This is a genomic window from Amycolatopsis sp. lyj-346, from assembly GCF_046548975.1.
Taxonomy (GTDB): Bacteria; Actinomycetota; Actinomycetes; order Mycobacteriales; family Pseudonocardiaceae; genus Amycolatopsis.
In genome coordinates this window covers 160,761-185,966 of record NZ_JAJPWT010000018.1, presented here as the reverse complement: position 1 = coordinate 185,966, position 25,206 = coordinate 160,761, and the positions used below count along the sequence as shown (strand labels likewise).

Genomic DNA, 25,206 nt, shown 5'->3' with positions numbered 1-25,206 from the left:
CGCGCCGGCACACCGGTCCGCCGCGCCAACTCCGAAATCCGATAGGTGTTCACGGCGTCGACGCTGAACCTTCAACACGACTCGAAGGTCAAGCCTCGATCCGCCCAGACGCCACCGGCTGAACCTGGTGCACGGTGCCGGCGGCGTCCGAGACGAACTCCACACCGCGCCCAACCAACCGCTCACGCAGCTCGTCGACGCTCTCGACCAGTAGGTCAGGCAGGGCGTAGTACTCCTCCAGGATGGCGCGGGCGAGGTCGTTGTCGGTCACCGCGGCGTCGTAGCGCACCTCGTCGCCCTCGGTGGTGACATCGAAGGCGAAGAACGCACAGCACGCCTTCTCCCGCGCGGCCAGGTCCCGCACCCACTCCTCGATACCGGGCTCGGCACGGAACCGGAACCGGATCTCCTCCGCAGTCCGTTCCCGGCCGAGGAACGCCGCGTGGGCGAACAGCCACCGGTACTCGGCCAGCCGTTCGACATCGGTGTCCGGGGCATCGGTCATGTCGCACACGATGGGGGTGGCAGCGTCCGGGATCTGCATGGTCGGGCTCGACACCAAGATCGCCGACCTCCAGCGCGCACGTCACCACACACAGCACATCCTCGAAGGCTGCCGAGCGGGCCAATGCCAACTCGCCCTCGGCAGTACCTTGGCTGCGAGCAATCGTTGAGGAACTCGTACAGCTTCCGCTCGACGGTGAGCGCCTCGGCGGCCGAGAGACGCCGTTGGCAACTGTCAAGTGTCGGGCGAGACCACCAGCACCGAGAACGAGGGACGTCATGAACGCCGATGGGTCGAATCCACCGGACTGCGAGCCCGCTCCGGCCGTGCGACCATCGGGTGATGTTCCACAGAGCAGGCAGACATAACGGAGACGTAGTATCGCTGTAACCAATCGTCATTACGGTCCCCGGGACATGTCGATCGGGCAGATGACGGATCCGGCGTCGGTGGCGTTTCCGCGGGGTGAACAGGTGCTTCTGGAAGCGAAGGCGGAGCAGGTCAACGCACGAGGACGATGGCTGCCCGTTTTCGGGGCGGTGCTGGCCGCCGCGCTTTTCTTGGTGGTGCGTGGCAGTCTCACCGACGACGGCTACATCACGCTCGCCTACGCGAAGAACCTCGCCGTGCACGGCGAATGGGGCATCATCCCCGGCTCGCCCGCGAACTCCGCGACGTCACCGCTGAACGTCCTGCTCCTCGCCGCGCTGACCCTGGTGACGCGGGTGGCGGGCAGCCCACACCCGGTCGTGGCGCTCGGGATCCTGACGGTCCTGTGCGGCGGTGCGCTCGGCTGGGCCTGGCAGCGCATCGGGCGGAAGCTGGTGCTGCCGCCCGCGGCCGGGGCGCTCGGCGTCGCGCTGGTGCTGCTCAACCCGTTCGTGCTGTCCGCGATCGGCCTCGAAGTCCTCTTGATCCCCGCTGTCCTGCTGGTCCTCACGGTCTTCGCGCTCGAAGGACGACCGATCCTGTTCGGCGTGACCGCCGGGTTCGCCGTCCTCACCCGGCTCGACCTCATCGTGTTCGTGGTGGTGATCGCGCTCAGCGCACCCGCGATCCGGCGGCGGCTGCTGCGGGCCGCCGGTTTCGCGGTGCTGACGGCCGCGCCGTGGTTCGTCTTCAGCTGGGTCGCCTTCGGCTCGTTCGTGCCGGACACGCTGGCGATCAAGCAGACGCAGGCGGGGCTGTTCGCGCCGTGGACCTACCGGACCGGGCCACTGATGTACTACAACGTTTACCCGGTGACCGTGCTGGTGGCGTTCATCCCGGCGCTGATCGGCGTGGTCGCGCTCGCCGTGTGGGTCGCGGCGCGGTTCTCTCGGCGCCGGCCGGAGTTCCCCGCGCTCGGCGCGGTGGCGGCGCTGGGTGCCGGCGGAATCCTCTACTTCGGCGCCTACTCGTTCATCGGCGTCGGCCCGTTCCATTGGTACTACGTGGCTCCGGCGACGACGCTGGCCAGTTTCGCCGTCGCGGCCTTCGGTGCGTGGTTCGGGCAGGCACGTGAACGGACGGCGCTGCGCACCGTTCCCCCGCTGCTCGCGCTCGGGCTGACCGGGCTGCTGGCCCTGAGCGCGGCGGCCGTCGACGCCGCCCAGGGCATCCCGTGGAAGTCGCCGGTCATCTTCGGGAACTGGGCCAGCGCGCAGGACTACGCGCGGGTCGGCACGGAACTGGGCGCGCGGCTGGCCGGCGCGAGCGTGGCCAGTCCCGGGGAGATCGGCACCCTCGCGTACTACTGCGAGTGCGCCATCATCGACGAGTTCTCCGACCGCGGCCACGCGAAGGAGCTGATCGAGCGGCGGATCGCGACGGCGAGCCCGCTGATGCGCCTTGCGCTGCGGGTGAACTACCACTGGCTGGACCGCTCGATCACCCCGCGCAAACCGGCTTACCGGCTGCACTACGGCTCGGGGCCGGCGACCGGACCGGACAGCTGGCAGGTGCACTCCGCGGCCAGGGGCGTCGGACACTTCACCCTCACCCGCGAACCGTGACCGTGGCACAGCGGCGGGACCAAACGGCACGAGCGATCGCGGCCCCGGAGTCCCGGCCGCGGCGCTCCCGTCGGTGACGCGCGGCAACCACAGCTGCACGAACATCGGGCACGGCGTCTCGCGACCGTGCTCGGATCCGGGGGTTACCGGCCGACCCACGTGCGGTCGACGTAGGCGATGCAGTCCGCGCGGTCGGCGGGGCCGTGCACCACGGTCCAGCCGGCCGGGACCTCGGCGAAGGAGGGCCACAGCGAATGTTGGCCTTCTTCGTTGACCAGCACCTGGTGCTGGATCGTGTCGTCGTCGAACGGGTTCTCGGTCAACGCGTACTCCTCTTCATCGCGCGGAACTTGGCGGCCAGCAGTGAACCGACCTCGGCGAGGGCGGGTGGGCCGGCCATCTCGACGTGACCGAACGGCAGCGTGTGGCACTCCACGCCCCCGTCGGCGCGGGACTTCCACGGCGTGGGGTCGCTCTCGGAGCCGCCGCAGAAGAGCAGCTCGCCGCGGTAGGGACCGGGCGAAAACTCGGCAGCCAGCCGGGCGTTCGTCGCGGCGACCTCGGTGACGGCGGCCAGGCCGGTCTCGCCGAGCTGCTCGAGGATGCCGGGGTAGTGCTGGGTGAGCAGCCCGCGCATTTCGTCGACGGCGAGCGCACGGGGCAGCCGCGCCGGCGGGTCCACCAGCACCAGCAGGGGCACCTCCTCCCCCACGTCCTGCAGCGCTGTCGCCACGGCGTGCGCGATCGGCGCGCCGAACGAGTAGCCGAAGAGGTGGTACGGCCCGTGCGGGCGCAGCCGCCGGATTTCGGTGGTGAACCCGGCCACCAGCTCGGCCAGCGATCCGGGCAGGGCGCCGTCGCCGCGCAGTCCGCGGCACTGCAGCCCGTACACGGGCCGTCCGCCGAGCGTGCGCAACAGGCCGGCGTACCGCCAGGTCAGCCCGGTCAGCGGCGGCAGGCAGAACAACGGATCCCCGCTGCCGTGGGCGCGCAGCGGGAGCACCACGGCGAACGGGTCGCCCGCGGGCGACCCGGCGTCGAGTACCGCCAGCAGGCGGGCCGGGGTGGGGGCTTCGAACAGCTGCCGGATCGACAGGTCTGCCCCCAGCACGGTCCGGATCCGCCCGGCCAGCCGGGTCGCCAGCAGCGAATGCCCGCCCAGGGCGAAGAAGTCGTCGTCCGGGCCGACCTCACCGGTGCCGAGAACCTCGCCGAACAGCTCCGCCAGCAGCCGCTCGCGCGGTCCGGTAGCGGTTCGGGCCGGCGCGGCCCGACCGAGGTCGACCGTGGGGAGCGCGCGGCGGTCGAGCTTGCCGTTGGCCGTCAGCGGCAGCGCCTCCACGGACACGATCGCCGCCGGGACCAGGTACTCGGGCAATCGCGCGGCCAGCAGCTCCTCGAGCCCCTCGGTGCGGCCGACGACGTAGGCGACCAGCCGGGTGCCTTCGTGCACGGTCACCGCCGCCTGCCCGACACCCGGGCAGGCGCGCAGTGCGGCTTCGACCTCGCCGAGTTCGATCCGGAAGCCCCGCACCTTCACCTGGTCGTCAGCGCGGCCGGCGAAGTGCAGGAGGCCGTCATCGGCGCGGCGCACCAGGTCGCCGGTGCGGTACATGCGCGCGCCCGGCGGGCCCGACGGGTCGGCCACGAACCGCTGCGCGGTCAGCCCCGGCCTGCCGCGGTAGCCGCGGGCCAGCCCGGGGCCGGCCAGGTACAGCTCCCCGAGCACGCCCGGCGGCACCGGCTTGAGCGTCCGGTCGAGCACCCGCACCGCGCCGCCGGCGATCGACCGCCCGATCGGTGGCGGCTCTTCCGCCGGGGTGTCCGTGAACCAGGCGGTGGCGTAGACGGTGGCCTCGGTCGGGCCGTACACATTGGCCACCCGGGCGCCGCGGGCGAGCACGTCGGCTGCCACGCTCGCGGGCAGCGCCTCGCCGCAGAACACCACGGTCCGGGTGCGCTCGGGCAGCCCGCGATCGGCGAGCAGGGCGGCCAGCACCGACGGCACTCCGCTGACCAGCTCGATCTCCGGGCTGTCCGGCAGCTCCAGCGGCCCGGGCACCACCTCCAGGCAGCCACCGGACAGCAGCGGGGCGAACAGCTCGAACACCGACACGTCGAAGTTCAGCGACGTCGAGAACCCGACCCGGCTCAGGTCGAACGAGGTCTCGGCCCAGCGGCACAGCGTCACGACGCTGCCGTGGGTGACCTCGACCCCCTTCGGGCGCCCGGTCGAGCCGGAGGTGTAGCTGACGTACGCGGGCTCCGCCGGGTGCGGGTCGCGACCGACGGGACCGTCGGGGTACACCCGGTCGTCCGGCAGGAGCACGGAGGCGTCCGGAGGCAACGCGGCGCGCGTGTCCGGCGTGGCCAGGATCGCCACCGGCTCGGCGTCGTCGACGAGGAACGCGAGCCGCTCAGCCGGATAACCGGGATCGAGCGGCAGGTACGCGGCGCCGGACTTGAGCACCGCGAGCAGGGCCACGACGAGGTCCGCGGTGCGGGGCAGGGCGATGCCGACGACCCGTTCCGGACCGGCGCCGGCCTCGATCAGCCGGTGGGCCAGCCGGTTGGCGGCCGCGTCGAGTGCGGCGTAGCTCAGCTCGGACCGGCCCGACACGACCGCGACGGCCGAAGGCGTCCGGGCCACTTGGTCCTCGAACGCCCGCACCAAGCTCATCGGGACGCCGTCACCGGGCGGCTCTTCGCGGACGCCGAACACGTCGAGCGCGCCGACGAGCACGGAGGGGGAATCGGCGATCGCGGTGAGCACGCGGACCAGCCCGTCGAGCAGCCGCCGGGCCCAGGCCGCGGCGAAGAGGTCGGGCCGGTAGGCGAGCCGGAACCGCATCCGCTCGGCGGGCACGACCACCAGCTGTGCCGGGTAGTTCGTCGCGTCGCGGCCGGTCACGCCGGTGAGCCGCACCTCCCCCGGTGTCTCCGCGCCAGGGGCCAGCGGCTGGTTTTCGAACACCACCAGGGTGTCGAACAGCTCGCCGCCACCCGCCGCGCGCCGGATCTCGGCCAGCCCGAGGTGCTGGTGGTCCAGCAGCGCGGCCCAATCCGCGCGGAGGCGGCGCAGCAGCTCGCCGAGTGGTTCGGCCGGCCCGGTGCGCACCCGCACCGGCACGGTGTTGATGAACAGCCCGATCATCGTCTCGGCACCGGGCAGGTCGGCGGGTCGCCCGGCCACCGTCTGTCCGAAGAGGACGTCGTCGCGGCCGGTCAGCCTGCCGAGCACGATCGCCCACGCGGCCTGCACGGCGGTGTTCACCGGGACACCGAGCTCGCGGGCCCGTGCCGCCAGCCGCTGCCCGACGTCGGACGGCAGTTCGGCCCGCGCCTGCTCCGGCAGGACCCGGCCGGGCGCGGTCTCCGGCGGGGCCAGCAGGGTCGGTCCATCCACATCGGACAGTGCGGCCCGCCACGCGGCGACGGCGGCCACGGTGTCCCGGCGGCCGAGCCAGGCCAGGAAGTCCCGGTACGGCCGTACCGACGGCAGCGGTGTGTTCTCGTACAGCGCAAGCAGTTCGCGCACCAGCAGCGGCATCGACCAGCCATCGAGCAGGATGTGGTGGTGGGTCAGCAGCAGCCGGTGCCGCTGCGGCCCGAGGCGGGCCAGCAGCAGCCGCAGCAGGGGCGGTTTCGCCGGGTCGAACCGGACGGCCCGGTCGGCGTCGAGCAGCCGCGCCCACTCCGCCTCGATGTCCCCCGCCAGGTCCGTTTCGATCCACGGGAGCTCGACGTCGTCAGCCACCACTTGGACCACTCCGCCGTCGCGGCGCTGGCGGAACCCGCAGCGCAGGTTGGCGTGCCGGGCCAGGAGCGCCCCGGCCGCCGCGCGCAGCCGTGCCGGGTCGAGGGGGCCGTCCAGGTCGAGCACGACCTGGACGAGGTAGACGTCCACGCCGTCGTGGTCGAACCGGCTGTGGAAGAACATCCCCTCCTGCAGGGGGGTCGGCGGCAGGATTTCGGTCACTCTTCTTCCCAATCGTCCAGGTCGGCCAGTGCGGCGTCGACCAGCCTGCCGAGTTCGTGGCACCAGGCGCGCGCCAGCTGCGCGACCTCCGCTTCGGCGAGCAGGGCCGACGGCCAGGTCCAGGTGGCGTCCAGCACCGGGCCGTCCGGGGTGTCCCGGACGACGGCGGTGAGGTCGAGGGCGTGCGCCGCGGGCAGACGCGGATCCAGCCCGCCACCGGTGGCCGCGGACTCCGGGGCGAACGTCCAGTCCCCCTCGCCGGGCACGGCGAACCGGCCGAGGTAGTTGACGCTGATCTGCGCGGCGGCCAGCGCCGCCAGCTCCGGACCGGTGTCCGGGTCGAGGTGGCGCAGCAGGCCGTAGCCGAAGCCGTTGGCGGGGCGGACGTGCCGCCCGTCATGGCGCAGGCGGACCGGGTGCACCGCGGTGAACCAGCCGACCGTGCGCGAAAGGTCGATCTCCGGCGCGAACTCCTCGCGCCCGTGGATCTCCAGGTCCACCAGCAGCTCAGCGGTGCCGCGGGCGCGGACCAGCGCGGTGAGCAGCACGTCGGTGACCGTCGTGGTGCCCACGACCGGAACCGTGGTGAGCAGCGGCCCGGTGCGCTCCGGCGGCAGCGTCACGACGAGCGAGGCCGACGCTCCCGCGGTGTCGGCCGCCGGATCCAGGGGCCTGCCACCCAGCGGCGGTTCGGTGAGCGCAGCGACCTCGTGCCACACCGCCGGATCGCCGGTGACCCCGCGATCGCCCGCGCATTCGGTGAGCCGGGTGGCCCAGTGCCGGAACGCCGTGCCGACCGGCGCGAGCGGGCGGCCGTCCCAGGCGCGAGCGAGGTCTTCGGCGAGGATGCGCCACGAGACGCCGTCGACGACCAGGTGGTGCGCGGTCAGCAGCAGCCGGCCCGCCCGGCCCGGGCCGGGGTCGAGCCACACCGCGCGCAGCATGATCCCGGCGGCCGGGTCCAGCGCCGCCCGCGCCTTCTCCGCTTCTTCGGACACTGCCGCCGCCAGGTCACCGGCCTCGCGCCGGGAGAAGATCTCCGCAGCGGGGACCGAACCGGGCGGCGGCACGCGCAGGACCGTGCCGTCGAACCTGGCGCGCAGCATGTCGTGGTGCGCCAGCACCGTGTCGACAGCGGACATCAGACGGCCGGCGTCCGCGTCGGCGGGAACGCGCAGCACCACCGACTGGCTGAACCCCTCGAAGGCGCCACCGCGCTCGATGAGCCAGCGCATGACCGGGGTGAGCGGCACCTCGCCGAGCGCCTCCCCGGTCACCGTCGTGCGCGGGCCCGGCGCCGCCGCCGCGAGCCGGGCGACGGTCTGGTGCTCGAACACCGCCCGCGGGGTGATGTCCAGTCCGGCCTCCCGGGCGAGGCCGACGAGCCGGATGGCGCTGATGCTGTCGCCGCCGCGGGCGAAGAACCCGTCATCGGCGCCGACGCGCGGCAGCCCGAGCACCTGGGCGTAGAGCGAACACAGGAGTTCTTCGGCCGGCGTGACCGCTTCCCGTCCGGCGGTTTCCGGCTCGGGAGCGGGCAACGCGGCCCGGTCGACCTTGCCACCGGGCGTGAGCGGCAACGCGGGCAGCCGCACCACCGTGGCGGGCACCATGTACCCCGGCAGTTCGGCACGCAGCCGGTCCAGGTCCGCCTCGCCCACGACGTAGGCGACCAGCCTGCGCGGCCCGTCTTCGCGCAGGACCACGACGGCCTGGCGCACCGCGGGCTGCCGGGTCAGCGCCGCTTCGACCTCGCCCAGCTCGATCCGGAAGCCGCGCAGCTTGACCTGGTGGTCGCGCCGGCCGCGGTACTCCAGCTGCCCGTCGGGACGCAGGCGGACCAGGTCGCCGGTGCGGTACATCCGGCTCCCCGGCGGGCCGGCCGGGTCGGCGACGAAGTGCGCCGCGGTGAGCCCCGGCCGGCTCGCGTACCCGCGGGCCAGCCCGGCGCCGGCGAGGTACAGCTCGCCCACCACGCCGGGCGGGACGGGCCGCAGGACCCCGTCGAGGATGCGGACCGCCGTGTTGGCGACCGGTCGCCCGATCGGCGGGATCCCGGGCGTCAGCGGGTCGCTGATCGTCGCGCACACCGTCGACTCGGTGGGGCCGTAGGCGTTGAGCATCCGCCGTCCGGGCGCCCAGCGCTCGACGAGCGCGGCCGGACACGCTTCGGCGCCGACGAGCAGCGTCTCCAGGTCCGGGAAGGCCCCCGGCGGCACGGTCGCGAGGGCGCTCGGCGGGATGAGCGTGTGGCTGATCCGGCTTTCGGTGAGCACCCCCGCGAGGTCGTCGCCCAGCAGCGTGCCCTCCGGCGGCACGACCAGCGTCGCCCCGGCGGCGAAGGCCATCAACATCTCCATCACCGAGGCGTCGAAGCCGGGCGCGGAGTACTGCAGGACCCGGGAGTCACCGGTCAGGCCGAAGCGTTCGACCATGGTCACGGCCAGGCTGTTCACCCCGGTGTGCGGCACGACCACGGCCTTGGGCACCCCGGTGGACCCCGAGGTGTGGATCAGGTACGCGGGCTGTCCGGCCCTGGTGCCCCTCGACGGCAGCTCACCATCCGAAAAGGACAGGTCGCGCAGCACGCACACCGGGGCGATGTCGGCCAGCACCCGCTCGACGCGGGCGGGCGGCAGCGCCGGGTCCACGGGGAGGAACGCGGCACCGGTCTTCGCCGCGGCCACCACCGCGACCAGCCGGTCGGCCGACCGCGGCAAGACGACGGCGACCACGGTGTCCGGGCCCGCCCCTTCGGCAGCCAGCCGGATCGCGAGCCGGCTCGCGCGGGTGTCGAGTTCGCGATAGCTCCACTCGCCGCCGGGGAACGCGACGGCGGCGGCGTGCGGACGCGCGGCGGCGTGCTCCTCGACCATGTCCGCGACGGTGCGCACGGGCAGGTTCCGAGCCGTGGACGCGGCGAGCACCCGGCGCTCGGACTCCGTCGTGACGTCCACAGAGGACAACCGGCGGTCCGGGTTCGCGGCCACCGCCTCCAGCAGCAGCCGCAGACGGGTGGCGAGCAGCTCGGCGGTCTCGTGGTCGAACAGGTCGCTGCGGTACTCCAGCACCGCATCCACGCGGGCGCCGTTCTCCCGGAACAGCACCGACAGGTCGAACTTCGCCCGCCCGGTCTCCACCGGCTCCCGGCGCACGGCCAGGCCGGGCAGCGCGGGGTCGGGATCGGGCGTGTTCTGCAGCGCGACCACCACCTGGAACAGCGGGTGGCGGGCCAGCGACCGCTCCGGGTTGAGCGTTTCGACGAGGTGCTCGAACGGGACGTCCGCGTGCTCGTAGGCGGCCAGGTCGAACTCGCGCACCCGCCCCAGCAGTTCCCGGAACGTGGGGTCGCCGCCGGTGTCGGTGCGCAGGACGAGGCTGTTGACGAAGAACCCGACGAGGTCGTCGAGCGCGGCGTCGGCGCGACCCGCGACCGGGGTGCCGAGCGGGATGTCGGTTCCGGCGCCGAGCCGGGTCAGCAGCGCCGCGACCGCCGCCTGCAGCACCATGAACAGCGTCGCGCGCGAATCGGCGGCGAGCTTGGCCAGCGCGCGGCGCAGCTGCGGTTCCAGAACCAGGGCAACGCGCCCGCCGCGGCCGCTGGGCTCGGCGGGCCGGGCGCGGTCGGCCGGCAGGGTCAGCTCCTCGGGCAGGCCGTCGAGTGCCTGGCGCCAGAACGCGGTCTGCGTGGCCAGGAGGCCGTCCGGGTCGAGCAGTTTCCGCTGCCACACCGCGAAGTCCCGGTACTGCACGGCCGACGGCGGCGGCTGCGGAGCGGTGCCGGACAGCCTGGCCGTGTAGGCGGTCCTGAGATCCGCGAGCAACGGGCGCAGCGACCAGCCGTCGGCCGCGATGTGGTGGACGACCAGCAGCAGCACGTGCTCGTCCACAGCCAGGCGGTACAGGACTGCCCGCAACGGCCGTTCCCGCGCCAGGTCGAAGGGTTCGGTGGTCGCCGCCGCCAGCCGCGCGGGCAATTCGTCCTCGGTGGGCTCTTCGAGGGCGAGCCGGACGTGCGGCTCGAGGACCCGCTGGACGGCGACGCCGGCCGTGTCCGGGTAGATCGTGCGCAGGACCTCGTGCCGCCGGGTGACGTCCCGGACGGCCTCCTCCAACGCGGCCGCGTCCACGGGCCCGGAGAGCCGGAGGGCCACCGGGACGGGGTAGTTCGCCGCCGCCCCGTCGAGCCGGTCGAGGAACCACAACCGTTGCTGCGCGGGCGAAAGCGGCACATCGCCGGTGTGCGCGGACGCGGTGAGCGGCGGCCGCGTCCGGCTCTCCCGGCGCAGCACCGCGGCCAGCCCGGCCGGGGTGGGGTGCGCGAAGACGTCCCGGACGCCCAGCTCGGCGTCGAACACCGCGCGCACCCGCGCGACCAGCCGCATGGCGAGCAGCGAATCCCCGCCGAGGGTGAAGAACCCGTCGTCGGCACCCACCGCCGGCACGCCGAGCACTTCGGCGAACAGTCCGCACAGGACCTCCTCCTGCGGAGTCGCGGGAGGACGGCTCTCCGCCCGGAACTCCGGCCGGGGCAACGCAGCGCGGTCGATCTTCCCGTTGGCGCTCAACGGAAGCGCCGGGATCCCCACGACCGCGGCGGGCACCAGGTGCCCGGGCAGCCGTTCCCGCGCGTGGGCGAGCAAGGCGTTCTCGGTGAAATCGCCGGCGACGTGGGCGATCAGCCGCCCGTCCACCAGCGACACCACGGCGGCGGTGACCCCGGCGTGCGCGAGCAGCACGGCTTCCACCTCACCGGGTTCGACGCGGTAGCCGCGCACCTTGACCTGGGCGTCGGCCCTCCCGGCGAACTCGAACGCCCCGTCGGGCCGGCGCACGGCGAGGTCGCCGGTGCGGTACATCCGGTCGCCGGGTCGCCCGAACGGGTCGGCCACGAACCGTTCCGCGGTCGGCCCGGGCCGGCCCAGGTAGCCGCGGGCGAGCCCGGCCCCGGCCAGGTACAGCTCGCCGGTCACCCCCGGCGGCACCGGCCGCAGCCCGGGGTCGAGCAGGTACGCGGTCATCCCGGCGAGGGGTCGTCCGATGGGCACCGTGCCGCCGAGGTCCGCGGCATCGCGCACCGGTCCGGACAAGGCGAACGTGGTGGTCTCGGTGGGGCCGTAGCCGTTGACGACGACCAACCCGGGGCAGGCGGCCAGGACGCTGCGCACCGCGTCCGGCGGCACGACGTCACCGCCCGCCCAGACCTCGCGCAGACCGCGCAGGCAGGCCGGATCCTGCTCGGCGACCAGCCGGAACAGGCCGGCGGTGAGCCAGAGCGCCGTGAGGCCGTGGTGCGCCACCAGCTCGGCCAGCCCGGACGGCTCGATCCGCCCCGGCGGGGCGAGGACGACCCGGCCGCCGGTCAGCAACGGCACCCACAGCTCGTAGGTGGACGCGTCGAAGGTGTGCGGGGAGTGCAGCAGCACGCGGTCGTGCCCGGTGAACGCCGGGTCGGCGGCCAGCGCGGTGACGTCCCGGTGCCGGGTCACCACGCCCTTGGGCCGTCCCGTGGAACCGGAGGTGTACATGACGTACGCCGGGTGATCCGGCGACAACGGTTCGTCCGTTGTGGACACTGTGGACGCTGTGGGCACTTCGGCGAGCGGGTGCACGCCGTCGGGGTCGATCAGCACCACGGGCCGCGCGTCGGCGAAGACGGCTTCACGACGGGCGGGCGGGTCGCCCGCGTCGAGCGGCAGTGCGGCCGCACCGGACCGGGCCACGGCCAGCAGCGTGACGACCAGTTCGGCCGAGCGGGGCAGCTGCACCGCAACGATCCGCTCCGGCCCGGCGCCGTGGGCGCGCAGCTGCTTCGCCAGTGCGGCGGACCGCGCGTCCAGCTCGGCGTAGGTCAGCTCGGTGTCCCCGGCGACCACGGCGACGTCCGAAGGCACGCGCGCGGCTTGGACGGCGAACCGCCGGGGCACGGTTGCGGCCTCGACCGGTTCCGGCGCGGTCACCAGCCGGTCCTGTTCCCCCGGCAGCAGCACGCCGATCCGGGCCAGGGGCTCGTCCTGTGCGAAGGCCGCGAGCACCACCTTCAGCCGGTCCAGCACGTCCCGGGCGGGGAGACCGGGACGGGCCGACAACCTCAGGGCAAGGGTGCGGCCCGGCAGCACGGCGAGGGTGTACGGGTAGTGGGTGGCGTCGTGCCCGCCGGCGACCGTGAGGCCGAGGCCGCTACCGGTGCGGCCGGAGTGCGCGGGGTGGTTCTCGAAGGCCAGCACGGTGTCGAACAGCTCGGTGACCCCGGCGGCGCGGTGGACATCGGCCAGCCCGAGGTACCGGTGGTCCCACAGCTCCGCCTGCTGCAGGCGGATCCGGTCCAGCAGCGCGGCCGGGGTGTCCGTCTCGGTCCAGCGCACGCGTACCGGCACCGTGTTGAGCCAGAAGCCGATGGCTTCCTCCGCGCCCGGCAGCTCCAGGGGACGGATCGACGCGGCCTGCCCGAACACGACGTCCCGGCGGCCGGTGAGCCGCCCGAGCAGCAGTCCCCAGGCCGCCTGCACGAGCGTGCCCAGGGTGACGCCGTGCCGCTGCGCCACGGACTTCAGGGCCTCGGTGACGTCCTCGGCCAGCTCGTCGAACCTCTCCCGCGGCCGGCCGGTCCCGCGGCCGGCCGGGGCGAGCAGCGTCGGCCCGGTCACGCCGGCCAACGCCGACTGCCACACCCGCAGCGTGGCCTCGCGGTCCTGCTTCGCCAGCCAAGCCTGCTGGTCGCGTGGCGAAGCCAGGCGCCCGGGGGCCCGGCCTTCGTAGCGTTCCCGCAGGTGCGCGACCAGCAGCTGCTTGGACCAGCCGTCGAGCAGGATGTGGTGGTTGGTGACGACGAGCCGGTACCGCTGCTCGCCGAGGGTGACCAGCAGCATCCGCAGCAGCGGCGGTTTCGCCGGGTCGAACGGACGCAGCCGGTCTTCGGCGAGCACGGCGGCCAGCCGCTCCGGCTCGGTGCGCAGGTCGAGTTCGGTCCAGGGCAGGGTGAGCCGGTCCGGCACCAGCTGCACCGGACGCCCCGCGGCGCGCACCCGGTAGGCGGCGCGCAGCCCGGGATGGTCGTCGACCAGGGACTGGGCGGCGGCCCGCAGCCGGGCGAGGTCCCACGGCCCGGTGAGGTCGAGCACCAGCTGCGCCGTGTAGACGTCCTCCCCCGGCCCGCCGGACACGGCGTGGAACAGCAGGCCCTCTTGGAGGGGTGAAAGCGGTAGTACGTCCACGGTCAGTGCACCTCCCCGAACTCTTCGGCCCACTCGGCGAGTTCCGCCGAGGACACTTCGATGCCGGGCAGGTCCGGCTCGCCCAGGTGCCCGGCCCAGGCCGCGGCCAGCGCGCGCACCTCGGCGTCGTCGAGCACCTCGGGCAGCCACGACCAGGTGGCGGTCAGCTCGCCGCCGACGATCGCGGCGGTGATTTCCAGAGCGTGGGCGACCGGCATGTCCGGGTCCCCGCCGAGCGCGGGCACCGCGGCGAGCTTGCCCAGGTAGTTGAACCCGATCGTGGCCGTGGCGAGCCCGGCGGGCCACCCTTGCGGCCGCAGGTGGCGCAGCAGGCCGTAGCCGATGCCGTCGTCGGGCAGCGACCGCAGGCGCTCGTGCACGTCCGCGACCGAGCCGGTGTCCAGCCGCAGCGGGTGGACGGCGGTGAACCAGCCGACCGTCCGGGTCAGGTCGGTGCCGCCCAGCTCGACCCGGCCGTGCCGTTCGACGTCGACGAGCACACCGTGCCCGAAGGCGCGTACCAGTGCCGCCAGCAACGCCTCGGTGACGTCCGTGCCCGGCGCCGCCGCGCGGACCGTGTGGTGCCGCATCGCGCCGAGGACATCCCGCGCGGGGTCCGGCGCGCGCCGGCCCAGCGGTGGCGGGGGGTCGCTCAGCATCTCGCGCCACAGGTCTGCTTCGGGCTCCCGGCGGGCGGCCTCGGCCGAGACGGCTTCCGCCCACGCGCGGAACGGGCTGCTCGCCGGGCGCAGCGGGCGGCCGGCGAGGGCGTCGGCCAGGTCCTCGGCGAGGATGCCCCAGGACACGGCGTCGACCGCGAAGTGGTGCACCACCAGCTGCAACCGTCCTCCGGGCAGCAGAGCCGCGCGGACCACCTCGCCACGCTCGGGGCGCAACGAGGATGCCGGCTCGGCGAGCAGGGCCGAGGTGTCCACGGCTCCCCGGGGCAGGATCTCGACCTCGTTCCCGGTGACGCGCATGCGCAGTGCGTCGTGGTGGTCCAGCAGCCGGCGCAGGACGGCGGCGACCTCCTCCGGTCCGGCGGTGACCGGCACCGGCAGCTCCATCGACTGGCTGAACGAGCCGACCGGCACGCCGCGGTCGAGTACGCGGCGCATGGCCGGGGTGAGGGGCACCGGCCCGGTTCCCGGCCGCGAGTCGGCGACCGCGGCGGCCGGGACGGCGATCGCGGCCAGCGCGGCCACGGTCTGGTGCGCGAAGACGTCGCGCGGGGTGATCCGCAGTCCTGCCGCACGGGCCCGGCTCGCCAGCCGCATCGACTGGATGCTGTCTCCGCCGAGGGCGAAGAACCCGTCGTCCGCGCGCACCTCCGGCCGTTCGAGGACCTCGGCGAACAGCCGGGCCAGTAGCCGCTCGGCCTCGGTGCCCGGCGGCCGGCCACCGGATCCGGTGGCCGGCGCCGGGAGTGCCGCGTGGTCCAGCTTTCCGTGCGCGGTCAGGGGAAGCTCGTCGAGCACGACCACCGCGTCGGGAACCAGGTGTGCCGGCAGCGCCTCGGCGAGCCGGGCGCGCAAAGCGGCCGGATCGAGCGGGGACCCCACCGCGTAACCCACCAGCTGCCGGTCGTGCACCACCACCGCGGCCGCGGCGACACCGGGTTCGCGGGCCAGCGCGGCCCGGATTTCGCCGGGCTCGATCCGGAACCCGCGGAGCTTGATCTGGTCGTCGGCCCGGCCGCGGAACTCCAGCAGGCCATCGGCGGTCCAGCGGGCCCGGTCGCCGGTGCGGTACAGCCGTTCCCCGGGGGTGAACGGGTCGGCGACGAACCGGGTGGCGGTCAGGCCGGGGCGGCGCCAGTAGCCCCGGGCAACCTGGGCACCCCCGATGTAGAGCTCCCCGGTCACCCCGGGCGGCACCGGGTTGAGCGCCGCGTCGAGCACGTACGCGCGGGTGTTCCGCATCGGCCGCCCGATCGGGACCGGACCGTCGGGCATCGGCTCCCCCGGAGCGAACCGCAGGTCGGTGCAGCCGACGGTCGTTTCGGTCGGTCCGTAGTGGTGCACGAGCACCGCCTGCGGGAACCGCTCACGCCATTCCCGCACCGTGCTGCCCAGCAGCAGCTCGCCGCCGACCATCAGTTCCTCGGCAGGCCACGTGCCGGGCGACTCCGCCAGCAGCGGCAGATGGCTGGGCGTCACCTTGAGGAACGTGTACCCCTCGCCCTCCAGCTCGCTGTGACAACCGGGGCTTCGCCCCGAGCCGGGGGCTCCGCCACCCGGACCCCCGAAAAGCTCGCTGTGACAACCGGGGCTTCGCCCCGAGCCGGGGGCTCCGCCACCCGGACCCCCGAAAAGCTCGCTGTGACAACCGGGGCTTCGCCCCGAGCCGGGGGCTCCGCCACCCGGACCCCCGAAAAGCTCGCCGATGTGCACGTGACCGCCCGCGGCGAGCGCGCCGTGCAGCGTGGTCACGGTGGCGTCGAAGGACATCGACGCGTGCAGCAGCGTGCGGCCGCGCAGGCCCGGGTAGGCGGCCACGGCGTGGGCGACGTAGCCGGCGAGGTTGCCGTGCCCGACGACCACGCCCTTGGGACGCCCCGTGGTGCCGGAGGTGTAGATGAGGTAGGCGGCATCGGCGGGCGACAGGGGCACGCGAACCGGCGGGGCGGTCGTCCCGTCGAGGGTGAGCACGGTGCCGGGCAGCCGGTGCGCCAGTTCGGGCGTCGTCACCACGCACACCGGCTCGGCGTCGGCCAGGAGGTAGGCAATCCGTTCGGCGGGGTAGTCCGGGTCCACCGGCAGGTAGGCCGCCCCGGCGTGGAGGACGCCCAGCACGGCCACGGCGATGTCGACGGACTTCGGCAGCGCGAACGCGACCACCCGGCCGCGGCCCGCCCCGGCGGCCACGAGCCGGGCCGCAAGCCCGTCCGCCCTGGCCAGGAGTTCCCGGTAAGTCAGCTCGGTGTCCGCGTCGCCGACCGCCGGGGCGTCCGGGTCCTGGCGCGCCACCAGGTCCGTCCACAGTGCTCCGTCCACTGGATGCGCGGTGGCGTTCCAGGTGTGCAGCACCTGCTCGCGCTCGGCCTCGGTGAGCAGGTCGATCGTGCTCAGCGGCCGGTCCGGGTCCGCGACCGCGGCCGCGAGCAGCCGCTCCAGCCGCCGGGCGAACCGTTCGGCCGTGCCGTGGTCGAACAGGCCCGCATCGAAGTCGAGGTCGCCGTCGGCGCCGTCGGGGCGTTCGAAGAGGTTCAGCGACAGCGCGAACCGGGCGTGCCCGGTGACCGCGCGTTCCTGCCGGACCCGCAGCCCCGGCAGGTCCGGCACCTGCAGCGGATCGCTGCTGAAGGCGAGCAGGACCTGGAACAACGGCGTGCGCGTCAGCGACCGGCCGGGGTTGACCGCGTCGACCACGGCGTCGAACGGCACGTCCTGGTGCGCGAACGCGGCCAGGTCGGCTTCCCGGATCCGGGCCAGCAGCGTGCGGAAGCTCGGGTCACCGGAGGTGTCGGCGCGCAGGACGACGGTGTTGACGAACAAGCCGACGAGGTCGTCGCAGGCCTCGTCGGCGCGACCGGCGACCGGCGTGCCGAGGGGGATGTCGGTGCCCGCGCCGAGCCGGGTGAGCAGCGCGGCAAGTGCCGCGTGCACCACCATGAACGGAGTGACCCCGCATTCGGCGGCGACCGCGCGCAGCCCGGCGCGCAGCCGCACCGGCACCGTCCCGCCGTGGCCGGTCTGCGGCCCGGTCCGGTCGGCGGGCAGGTCCAGCTGCTCGGGGGCGCCGGCAAGGGTGTCACGCCAGAACGCCAGCGCCCGCTCGTCCGGTTCGAGCTGGGACAGCGCGTAGTCCGCGTACTGGACCTGCAGGGGTGCCCAGTCCGGCTCGCGCCCGGCGAGGCGGGCACGGTAGGCGGTACCCAGGTCCTTCCACAGTGGACTTATCGACCAGCCGTCGGCGGCGATGTGGTGGAGCACGACGAGCAGTTCGTGTTCCTCGGGGCCGCACTGGTGCAGGAACACGCGCAGCGGCGGTTCAGCGGTCAGGTCGAAGGCGTGGCGGGCGTCGAGTTCGTCCCTTGTGGACACCTGGGTCACCCCGGCCCAGGTGTCGTGGATCCGCTGGCTCGGTTCGCCGTCGTGGTCCGGGTAGCTCGTGCGCAGGATTTCGTGCCGGGCCACGACGTCGTCGAACGCGGTGGCCAGCGCGGCGCGGCCCAGCGGGCCGGACAGCGTGAGCGCGAGGGGGATGTTGTAGGCGGGGTTCGGTCCGTCCAGCCGGTGCAGGAACCACAGCCTGCGCTGGGCGGGCGACAGCGGCAGCCGCGCGGGCCGGTCCCGGGGCACCGAGGGCCGCCGCGGAGCCCGCGAATCGCCGATCAGGGTCGCCAGCGAGGCCGGCGTGCGGCGCTCGAAGACCTCCCGCACCGGCAGCTCGGTACCGGCGACCGCGCGAACCCGGTTGAGCAGCCGCAGTGCGAGCAGGGAATGCCCGCCGAGGGCGAAGAAGTCGTCGCCGGCACCGACCGGCCCGGTGCCGAGCAGTTCCGCGAACAGCTCGCACAGCAGCGTTTCGGCTCCCGTACGCGGGGTCCGGCTCACCGGGCCGCGGGTGACCGGTGCGGGCAGTGCGGCGCGGTCGAGCTTGCCGTTGACGGTCAGCGGAAGGGCCGCGAGCGGGACGAACGCCGCGGGGACCAGGTAGTCCGGGAGCGTCGCGGCGAGCGCCGCCCGGACCGCGCCGAAGTCCACTTCCCCGGCCACGACGTAGGCGACGAGCTGCTGCTCTTCCCGTCGTGCCACCACGGCGGCACCGGTGATCCCCGGCAGCGCCAGCAACGCGGCCTCGACCTCGCCGGGCTCGATCCGGTAGCCGCGGATCTTCACCTGCTGGTCGGCCCGGCCGTGGTGGACCAGCTCGCCGTCTTCGGTCCACCGGGCGAGGTCACCGCTGCGGTAGAGCCGTCCCGGGCCGAACGGGTCGGCCACGAACCGGGTCGCGGTGAGGCCGGGCCGGCCGGCGTAGCCGCGGGCGAGCTGGGCGCCGGAGACGTACAGCTCCCCCACCGATCCCGGCGGCACCGGCCGCAGGTGGTGGTCCAGGACGTGCACGCCGAGTCCGGGCAGCGGCTGCCCGATCACGCTTTCGGTGTCCGGCGGCGACAGGACGCGGAAGGTCACGTGCACGGTCGTCTCGGTGATGCCGTACATGTTGACCAGCCGGGGCCGGTCTTCGCCGTAGCGGGCGAACCACGGCGCCAGCCGGGCGGGATCCAGGGCTTCCCCGCCGAAGACGACGTACCGCAGCGCCGTCAGCCGAGGTGCGGTGCGGTCGGCTTCGAGCAGCGGCTGGAACGCCGACGGGGTCTGGCTGAGCACCGTGACGCCCTCGTCGCGCAAGAGCCGGTGGAACCGCGCGGGGTCCCGGGCCGGCTCTTGTTCGACGACGACGAGCCGGCCGCCGTGCAGCAGGGCGCCCCACAGTTCCCACACCGAGAAGTCGAACGCGAAGGAGTGGAACAGGGTCCACACGTCGTCCGGGCCGATCGTGAAGTGCCGCCCCGCCGCGGCGAACAGAGCCAGCACGTTCCGGTGGGTGACCGTGACGCCCTTGGGCTTGCCGGTGGAGCCCGAGGTGTAGATCACGTAGGCCGCGTGGTCGCCGGTCAGCCCGGCCGGGCTGACCGGTGCCGCGGACCCCGCGGCGAGGTCGAGGACGTCCATCCGCAGTACGGGAATCCCCGGGCCGGCTTCACCGTCGGTGATCAGGCACACCGGTGCGGAGTCGCCGAGGACGTACGCCAGCCGTGCGGCGGGCGCGTCCGGGTCGACGGGCACGTAGCAGCCGCCGGCCTTGAGCACGGCGAGCACCGCGACGACCAGGTCGGGTGTGCGGCGCAGCGAAATCGCCACCCGCGATTCCACGCCGACACCGCGCGCGGTCAGCTCGCGGGCGAGCCGGTTCGCCCGCGCGTCGAGTTCGCCGTAGGTCAGCGTGCGCCCGCCGCAGGACACGGCGACCGCGGCCGGGTCGGCCGGGGTGAACGCCTCGACCAGCGTGTCCGCACCGGTCGTGACCCGCGGCGTGGGTTCCGGGACGAACGTGGTGCGGTCCAGTCGCCCGACCGGCGTGCCGGGCGCCGCTTCCAGGAAGTTTCCCAGCAGGGTACGGAAATCCCGGTAGCAGGAGGCCAGCTCCCCGGCGGAGTAGCGCGCCGCGTTCCCGTCGAATTCCAGGTGGATCGCCTGGCCGTCGGCGCGGTCGTAAGCGTTGAGCGCGAAGTCCTCGACCGGTCCGGTGGACAGGTTCCGGGTGGTCGTCGGGATGCCCGCGAAGTTCAGCCCCGCGCGGAAGCCCATCAGGTTGGCGACCGGCCCGAAGTGGCGGCGCCCCTCCCGGCCGAGTTCCCTGGCCAGCTCCTCCCCGCGGTGACGCTGGTAGGCCAGCAGCTCGGCGGTCACGGCGGCGGTCTGCGCGACCAGCTCGCCGACGCGGGTGTCCGGACGCACCTCGAGCCGCAACGGCAGCACCGTCGAGGCCATGCCCGGGGTCTGCTTCGCGACCGGGGTCGTGCGGGTCGTCACGGCGAGGCCGAGCACGACGTCGCGGGTTCCGGCGGCCCGGCACAGCTGCAGCGCCAGCGCGGCGAGCGCGACGCGGGACCAGCGGGTCCCCGCGGCCGCGGCCATCGCGTGCAGCTGCGTCACCTGGGCCGTGGGCAGCGGGTCACCGACGCGGTGGAACTCCCCCGGCGGAGCGGGCGCCCGCCGCGACAACGTGGGCGGTTCGGGCAGCCCGGCCGCGCGCTCCAGCCAGTGGGCACGATCGGCCTTGTGCTCGTCCAAGGCGATGAGCGCGGCCAAGTCGCCCGATGACGCGGGAACGTCCACGCCGGACGCGAGCGCGGTGTAGGCCCCGGCGACCCTGGCGGCCACCAGCGAGCAGCTGTAACCGTCGATGAGGATGTGGTGGTAGCGCTGGCACCAGACGTAGTGGTCGTCGGCGAGGCGCAGGAGGGCGTAACCGAACAGCGGGCCAGCGTCGACGTCGACGGGACGTGCGAAGTCCGCGTGCATCCAGGCCAGCGCGGCCGCGTGCGGATCCGCCTCGGCGGCCAGGTCGAGCCTGGTCAGCGTCCATTCGGGCGCGGCCCCGAGCAGCTGCACCACCTCGCCGCCGGTCCGCACCAGCCGGACGCCGAGCACCTCGGTGGCCGCGACCACCCGGCGCAGGGCCGTCTCGAACGCGGCGACGTCGAGCGGGCCGTGGATCTCGGTGTACTCGCCGACGGTGTGCACGGCACCGGTCGGGTCGAGCTGGTGGCCGAACCACATCGACCGCTGGGCCGCCGACAGCGGCAGCTCAACCGGTGACGACACGCTCGTCCCCCCGCTCCGTCATGGCGATCGCCCGCAGGACGTCTTCGGTGCTCGGGAAGGCCCGGTTGCGGGGCACGACCAGCCGGACGGCGGGATTGGCAGGCGTCACAACGTGCTCGCGCGCGAAGCGAGCCCGGCCGCCCCCGGTGATGTTGAGCAGGATCCGGGCGCCGGCGGGCACCCGGCCCGCCTCGGCTGCCTGCTGCAACGCGGCCAGCGCGACCCCCGCGGACGGCTCGATGTCGATGCCGAAGACCTCCTCGAAGAGCCGCACGGCACGCGCGGCGTCGTCGTTGCCGACAGCCAGCACGTCCCCGCCGGTCGCGGCGAGACAGTCGGCGACCCCACCCGCGGTCGCGTACGGCGGGTTGGCGTTGGCGAGCTCGGGCGCGATCAGGTCACCGTCCGAACCGGACGCCGGGTGCCCGGTCCAGCGCTGGTGGATCGGCGCGTAGGGCAGGTTCTGGCACATGACGATCTTCGGCGGTGGACCCGCGTCCTCGTGTTCGGCCAGCCGCAGCGCGGCCTCGTGCACGCCGAGCGCCCCGGCACCGCTGCCGACCGCCTGGAAGTACCAGCCGGGCATGCCGCCCATCGCCTCGTACGCCGCCAGCAGGACGGTGCCCAGGCCGTCGCGCCGGGCCACGTTCCGGACCCCGCCCTCCGCCTGGTAGCCAGGCAGCGAACCCAGCGCACCGGCCAGGGCGATCGCATCGCGGTACCGTCCGCCGTCGAGCGCGATCAACCGCACGCAGTCGTCGAGTGGCCCGGCGAACCGCAACCGCGGCAGCGCCGCGGCGGGCACGACCAGCACGCACCGCACCCGGTACCGGCTGCACGCGGCGGCGAAGGCGGCAGCGGTGTTGCCCGCCGACGCCACGACCAGCACCGGCGGCTCGTCCGGCAGCCGGCCGAGCACGGTGTGAGCCTCGAGTTCCTTGAAAGTCCCGGTGGCCAGGCCGGCTCCGGCCTCGGGCCAGTACCCGCTGAAGGAAATCCACAGGCCGGCGAGCCCGAGCCGCCGTCCCAGCTCCCCGGCGGGCAGGACCGCGGGCGCACCGGCGTCCGGCAGCACCCGCCGGACCGGCAGCCAGTCGCGGTACCGGAAAAGACCGCCGGCCCCGGCGGTCTCTCGGCGGGCGGGGTAGGCGGTCTTCAGCAGAGCGTCGGCGTGCGGTTCCGAACAGGCCAGCAGCAGGCCGTCGTCTTCGTACCATTCCTCGCAGAGTGGACAGACCAGCCGGTAAGCGGGTCGGGTCATGAGCTCGAGCTCCCTCTGCCGCGGAGACGGGGACGCCGCAACTCAAGCGGCCACAGACGAGGAGCCGACAACATCCAGATTAATTCCCGAAGAAGGGAGCGCTACCGCAGTCTTTTTCATAAATAGAAGGAAAAGTGTGCGCAAACCGCGGAAACCGCGTTATCGGGTAGCGCTTTCTCACGCGGATCGCCAGCCGCGACGGCTTCTCGGCGTGACCGACGCCGGTGGCGAGTGCCCATCGCCGAGATCAGCTCCCCGCGATGGGGTCGAGATCAGGCCGGTCGGCGTCCGGCGTCTACCTGGAGGGTGAGCCCGGCCCGCCCGTCTTCGCCGTCCGGTGGCACCTGGACAAGGACCTAACGTTGCTATAGATTTTAGTCGTGACTGAAATGTATAGCAACGACTATCGACCAGAGTGGTGGTCGTGACCGTGGAGCCGGAACCCGTGACGTTCACCAGCCTGGGCACCCGCTGCGCAGGCGACCTCTACCTGCCGGACGAGGTGTCCGCGAACTCGCCCGGGCCCGCGCTGGTACTCGGACACAGTGGCGTGATGGTGAAGGAGGCGCTGGCCTACTTCACCCCCTACTTCGTGCAGGCGGGCTTCGTCGTACTGGCCATCGACTACCGCACCGTCGGGTCGAGCGAGGGCGAGCCGCGTGGGCTGGACTACCCGGAACGGCAGGTGGAGGACTTCCGCAGCGCGATCTCCTACCTCCAGACCCGCCCGGAGGTCCAGCCAGAGCGCATCGGCCTGTGGGGCGTCAGCATCGGCGGCTCCGTCGCCGTCCAGGCCGCCGTGCTCGACCGTCGCGCCAAGTGCGTCGTCGTGCAGAGCCCGAGCGTGTGGAACGGGTGGCGCTACCTGGAGCGGCTGCTCGGCCGGAACGGGCTGCACGCACTGCGCGACCGGCTGGACGAGGACTGGCAACGCCGCTACGAGACCGGCGAGAGCGCCCGCGTGCCGCACCTGAACCTGGACCACGAGAACGCCAAGGGCGCCCAGGACCTGTCGAGCGAGCTGTACCCCACCTACCGCAACGAGAAATCCCTCGACTCCGCCGAGCACCTGCTCACCTTTGCGCCGGAGAACCTCATCGGCCGGCTCGCGCCGACGCCGCTGCTGATGATCGCCAACGGCGGCCACGACCCGTACCACATGCTCGACGAAGCACAGACCGCCTTCGCCAAGGCCGGCGAGCCGAAGCGGCTGGAGGTCCTGCCCTACGACGTCCTCGGCCTCTACACCGGCCCCGGCCTGGAGGAGGCGATGGACCTGGCCGTCGAGTGGTTCGATCGCTACCTGCGCCGGACCAGGCCGGCCACCACCACCCCGACACCCACCCACGAGTCCGTCGCCGCTATGAAACGGTGAGCAGCGGACAGAGGGAGTGAGGCGCCATGGGCGACGAACGGCAGGACCAGCTCATGCGGTGGGTGGAACGGGTGGCCACCTTCTGCGTGGAGGAATGGGGGCTGCCACCGATCACCGGGCGCGTCCTCGGCTGGCTGATGATCTGCGACCCACCCGAGCAGTCGGCCGGCGGAATCGCCGACGCCATCCAGGCCAGCCGCGCGTCGCTGACCTCCAACATGCGTCTGCTCACCACCATCGGGCTGGTGCGCAAGGTCCGCCGCCCCGGCGACCGCACCGCCTACTACCGCATCGAGGACGACGCCTGGCACAAGGTCGTCCAACGCAAACTCGACAGCCTCAGCGCGTTCGGGGACATCGCCGAGGAGGGCTTCGCCCTCACCGAAGGCGTAGGTGCCGAACGCATCAAGGCGGCCCAGGAATCCCTGACCTGGCTGCGGGACATCGCCGCCCGCAACCCCCCGAAGCACTAGGAAACCCATGCCATCCCGACAAGTCAGCCTCAGCCCGGTCCAGGAGACGCTGCTGCTCACCCTCTACGCACGAGCACTGGACAGCACGGCACCGAACCCGATCCTCGGCGACACCCTCGCCGCAGCGGTCGCAGACCGGATCGCCGAGGACACCGGCTACGACTTCGCCAAGCTCAACCTCAAACCGAGCCTCGTCGCCGGCACCGCGCTCCGCGCCAGAAAGCTCGACGACATCATCCACCAGTTCATCACCACGCACCCCGACGCGGTCGTCGTCGACCTGGGCTGCGGCCTCGACACCCGATTGGCCCGCTGCACCCCACCCACCGGCGTCGACTGGTACGACGTCGACTTTCCCGAGGTCACCGACCTGCGCCGGCGATACCTCCCGGACGACCGGTCACACCTGGTCGCCACGGACGTCACCGAGCCCCACTGGTCACAAGCCCTGCCGCACGACCGACCCGCCATGATCGTGGCCGATGGCTTACTGCCCTTCCTGCCCGGCGACTCGTTCCAGACCATGATCCGCCAGCTGACCACCCGGCTCCCGGCCGGCGAACTCGCGCTCAACGGCTACACCCGCTTCGCCGCCTGGGCGATGAAGTACCACCCCTCGATCAAGGCCCTCGGCATCGACGCCGCCCAAGGCTTCGACGACCCCCGCAAGCCGGAACACTGGAACGCCGGCCTCACCCTCGTCGCAGAGCAACTGCTCACCCGCGCCCCGGAAGTGGCCGCGTTCCCACAACCCGTGCGGGCACTCACCCGCCTCATGGCCCGCAGCACCGCGATGTCCCGGCAGGGCACACGCGTACTCCACTACCGATTCTGAACCCCGAGGACGGTTCCAGGATCGGTGTTTCCGGTCCGAGAGGCCGGGCTGAGGCCCGGCGGGATGGGCACTGTGAGTGATTGACATCGGACCCGTAGCGGCTTGTGTGCGGCTCCCGAACGTCACCGACTCATGATGTCTGCTATGCCGCCGAGCGGTCGTTCAGGAACTTGGGGTGGCCGTTGACGGGGGTTTCAGTAGTCGAAATCGGCCTTGGCGATGAGGTAGTCGGC

10 protein-coding genes are annotated in these 25,206 nt (G+C 73.4%); 4 read left to right on the top strand and 6 right to left on the bottom strand.

The window, feature by feature from the left end; all coding sequences use genetic code 11:
• Window positions 1-88: 88 nt before the first annotated feature.
• Window positions 89-505 (bottom strand): hypothetical protein, encoded by a 417-nt coding sequence (locus ACLJQE_RS37610; RefSeq protein ID WP_410644348.1) that lies wholly within the window; start codon window positions 503-505, stop codon window positions 89-91.
• 473 nt (window positions 506-978) lie between these two features.
• Between ACLJQE_RS37610 and ACLJQE_RS37605 the strand changes: the two genes are divergently transcribed.
• Window positions 979-2,499: a hypothetical protein gene (locus ACLJQE_RS37605; RefSeq protein ID WP_410644347.1), complete on the top strand. Its 1,521-nt coding sequence runs from the start codon at window positions 979-981 to the stop codon at window positions 2,497-2,499.
• A 143-nt stretch (window positions 2,500-2,642) separates the two neighbouring features.
• Here ACLJQE_RS37605 and ACLJQE_RS37600 read toward each other — a convergent pair whose 3' ends face one another.
• The 5 genes from ACLJQE_RS37600 to ACLJQE_RS37580 are packed head-to-tail and all read right to left on the bottom strand — an operon-like array spanning window position 2,643 to window position 22,290.
• Window positions 2,643-2,822: an MbtH family protein gene (locus ACLJQE_RS37600; RefSeq protein ID WP_410644346.1), complete on the bottom strand. Its 180-nt coding sequence runs from the start codon at window positions 2,820-2,822 to the stop codon at window positions 2,643-2,645.
• Complete coding sequence (locus tag ACLJQE_RS37595; protein ID WP_410644345.1) at window positions 2,819-6,478, bottom strand: amino acid adenylation domain-containing protein; 3,660 nt, start codon at window positions 6,476-6,478, stop codon at window positions 2,819-2,821. The genes ACLJQE_RS37600 and ACLJQE_RS37595 overlap by 4 nt, the downstream gene beginning before the upstream one ends.
• Window positions 6,475-13,692 carry an amino acid adenylation domain-containing protein gene (locus ACLJQE_RS37590; RefSeq protein ID WP_410644344.1) on the bottom strand — a complete coding sequence of 2,406 codons (7,218 nt, stop codon included), beginning with the start codon at window positions 13,690-13,692 and terminating at the stop codon, window positions 6,475-6,477. The genes ACLJQE_RS37595 and ACLJQE_RS37590 overlap by 4 nt, the downstream gene beginning before the upstream one ends.
• 2 nt (window positions 13,693-13,694) lie before the next feature.
• The gene (locus ACLJQE_RS37585; RefSeq protein ID WP_410644343.1) at window positions 13,695-21,029 is read right to left on the bottom strand and encodes an amino acid adenylation domain-containing protein; all 7,335 of its coding nucleotides are present in this window, start codon (window positions 21,027-21,029) and stop codon (window positions 13,695-13,697) included.
• Window positions 21,013-22,290 (bottom strand): cysteate synthase, encoded by a 1,278-nt coding sequence (locus tag ACLJQE_RS37580; protein WP_410644342.1) that lies wholly within the window; start codon window positions 22,288-22,290, stop codon window positions 21,013-21,015. The genes ACLJQE_RS37585 and ACLJQE_RS37580 overlap by 17 nt, the downstream gene beginning before the upstream one ends.
• A 424-nt stretch (window positions 22,291-22,714) precedes the next feature.
• Between ACLJQE_RS37580 and ACLJQE_RS37575 the strand changes: the two genes are divergently transcribed.
• The 3 genes from ACLJQE_RS37575 to ACLJQE_RS37565 are packed head-to-tail and all read left to right on the top strand — an operon-like array spanning window position 22,715 to window position 24,973.
• Entirely contained in the window at window positions 22,715-23,665 is a 951-nt protein-coding gene (locus ACLJQE_RS37575; protein ID WP_410644341.1) for an alpha/beta hydrolase, read from the top strand.
• A gap of 26 nt (window positions 23,666-23,691) precedes the next feature.
• The gene (locus ACLJQE_RS37570; RefSeq protein ID WP_387050238.1) at window positions 23,692-24,138 is read left to right on the top strand and encodes a GbsR/MarR family transcriptional regulator; all 447 of its coding nucleotides are present in this window, start codon (window positions 23,692-23,694) and stop codon (window positions 24,136-24,138) included.
• Between the two features lie 7 nt (window positions 24,139-24,145).
• The gene (locus ACLJQE_RS37565; protein ID WP_410644340.1) at window positions 24,146-24,973 is read left to right on the top strand and encodes a class I SAM-dependent methyltransferase; all 828 of its coding nucleotides are present in this window, start codon (window positions 24,146-24,148) and stop codon (window positions 24,971-24,973) included.
• Window positions 24,974-25,206: the final 233 nt, after the last annotated feature.

Excerpts from the sequence above, each read along its gene's own strand:
- ACLJQE_RS37565 (WP_410644340.1), top strand. The coding sequence starts at position 24,146 with ATGCCATCCCGACAAGTCAGCCTCAGCCCGGTCCAGGAGACGCTGCTG.
- ACLJQE_RS37570 (WP_387050238.1), top strand. The coding sequence starts at position 23,692 with ATGGGCGACGAACGGCAGGACCAGCTCATGCGGTGGGTGGAACGGGTG.
- ACLJQE_RS37610 (WP_410644348.1), bottom strand. The coding sequence starts at position 505 with ATGACCGATGCCCCGGACACCGATGTCGAACGGCTGGCCGAGTACCGG.
- ACLJQE_RS37580 (WP_410644342.1), bottom strand. The coding sequence starts at position 22,290 with ATGACCCGACCCGCTTACCGGCTGGTCTGTCCACTCTGCGAGGAATGG.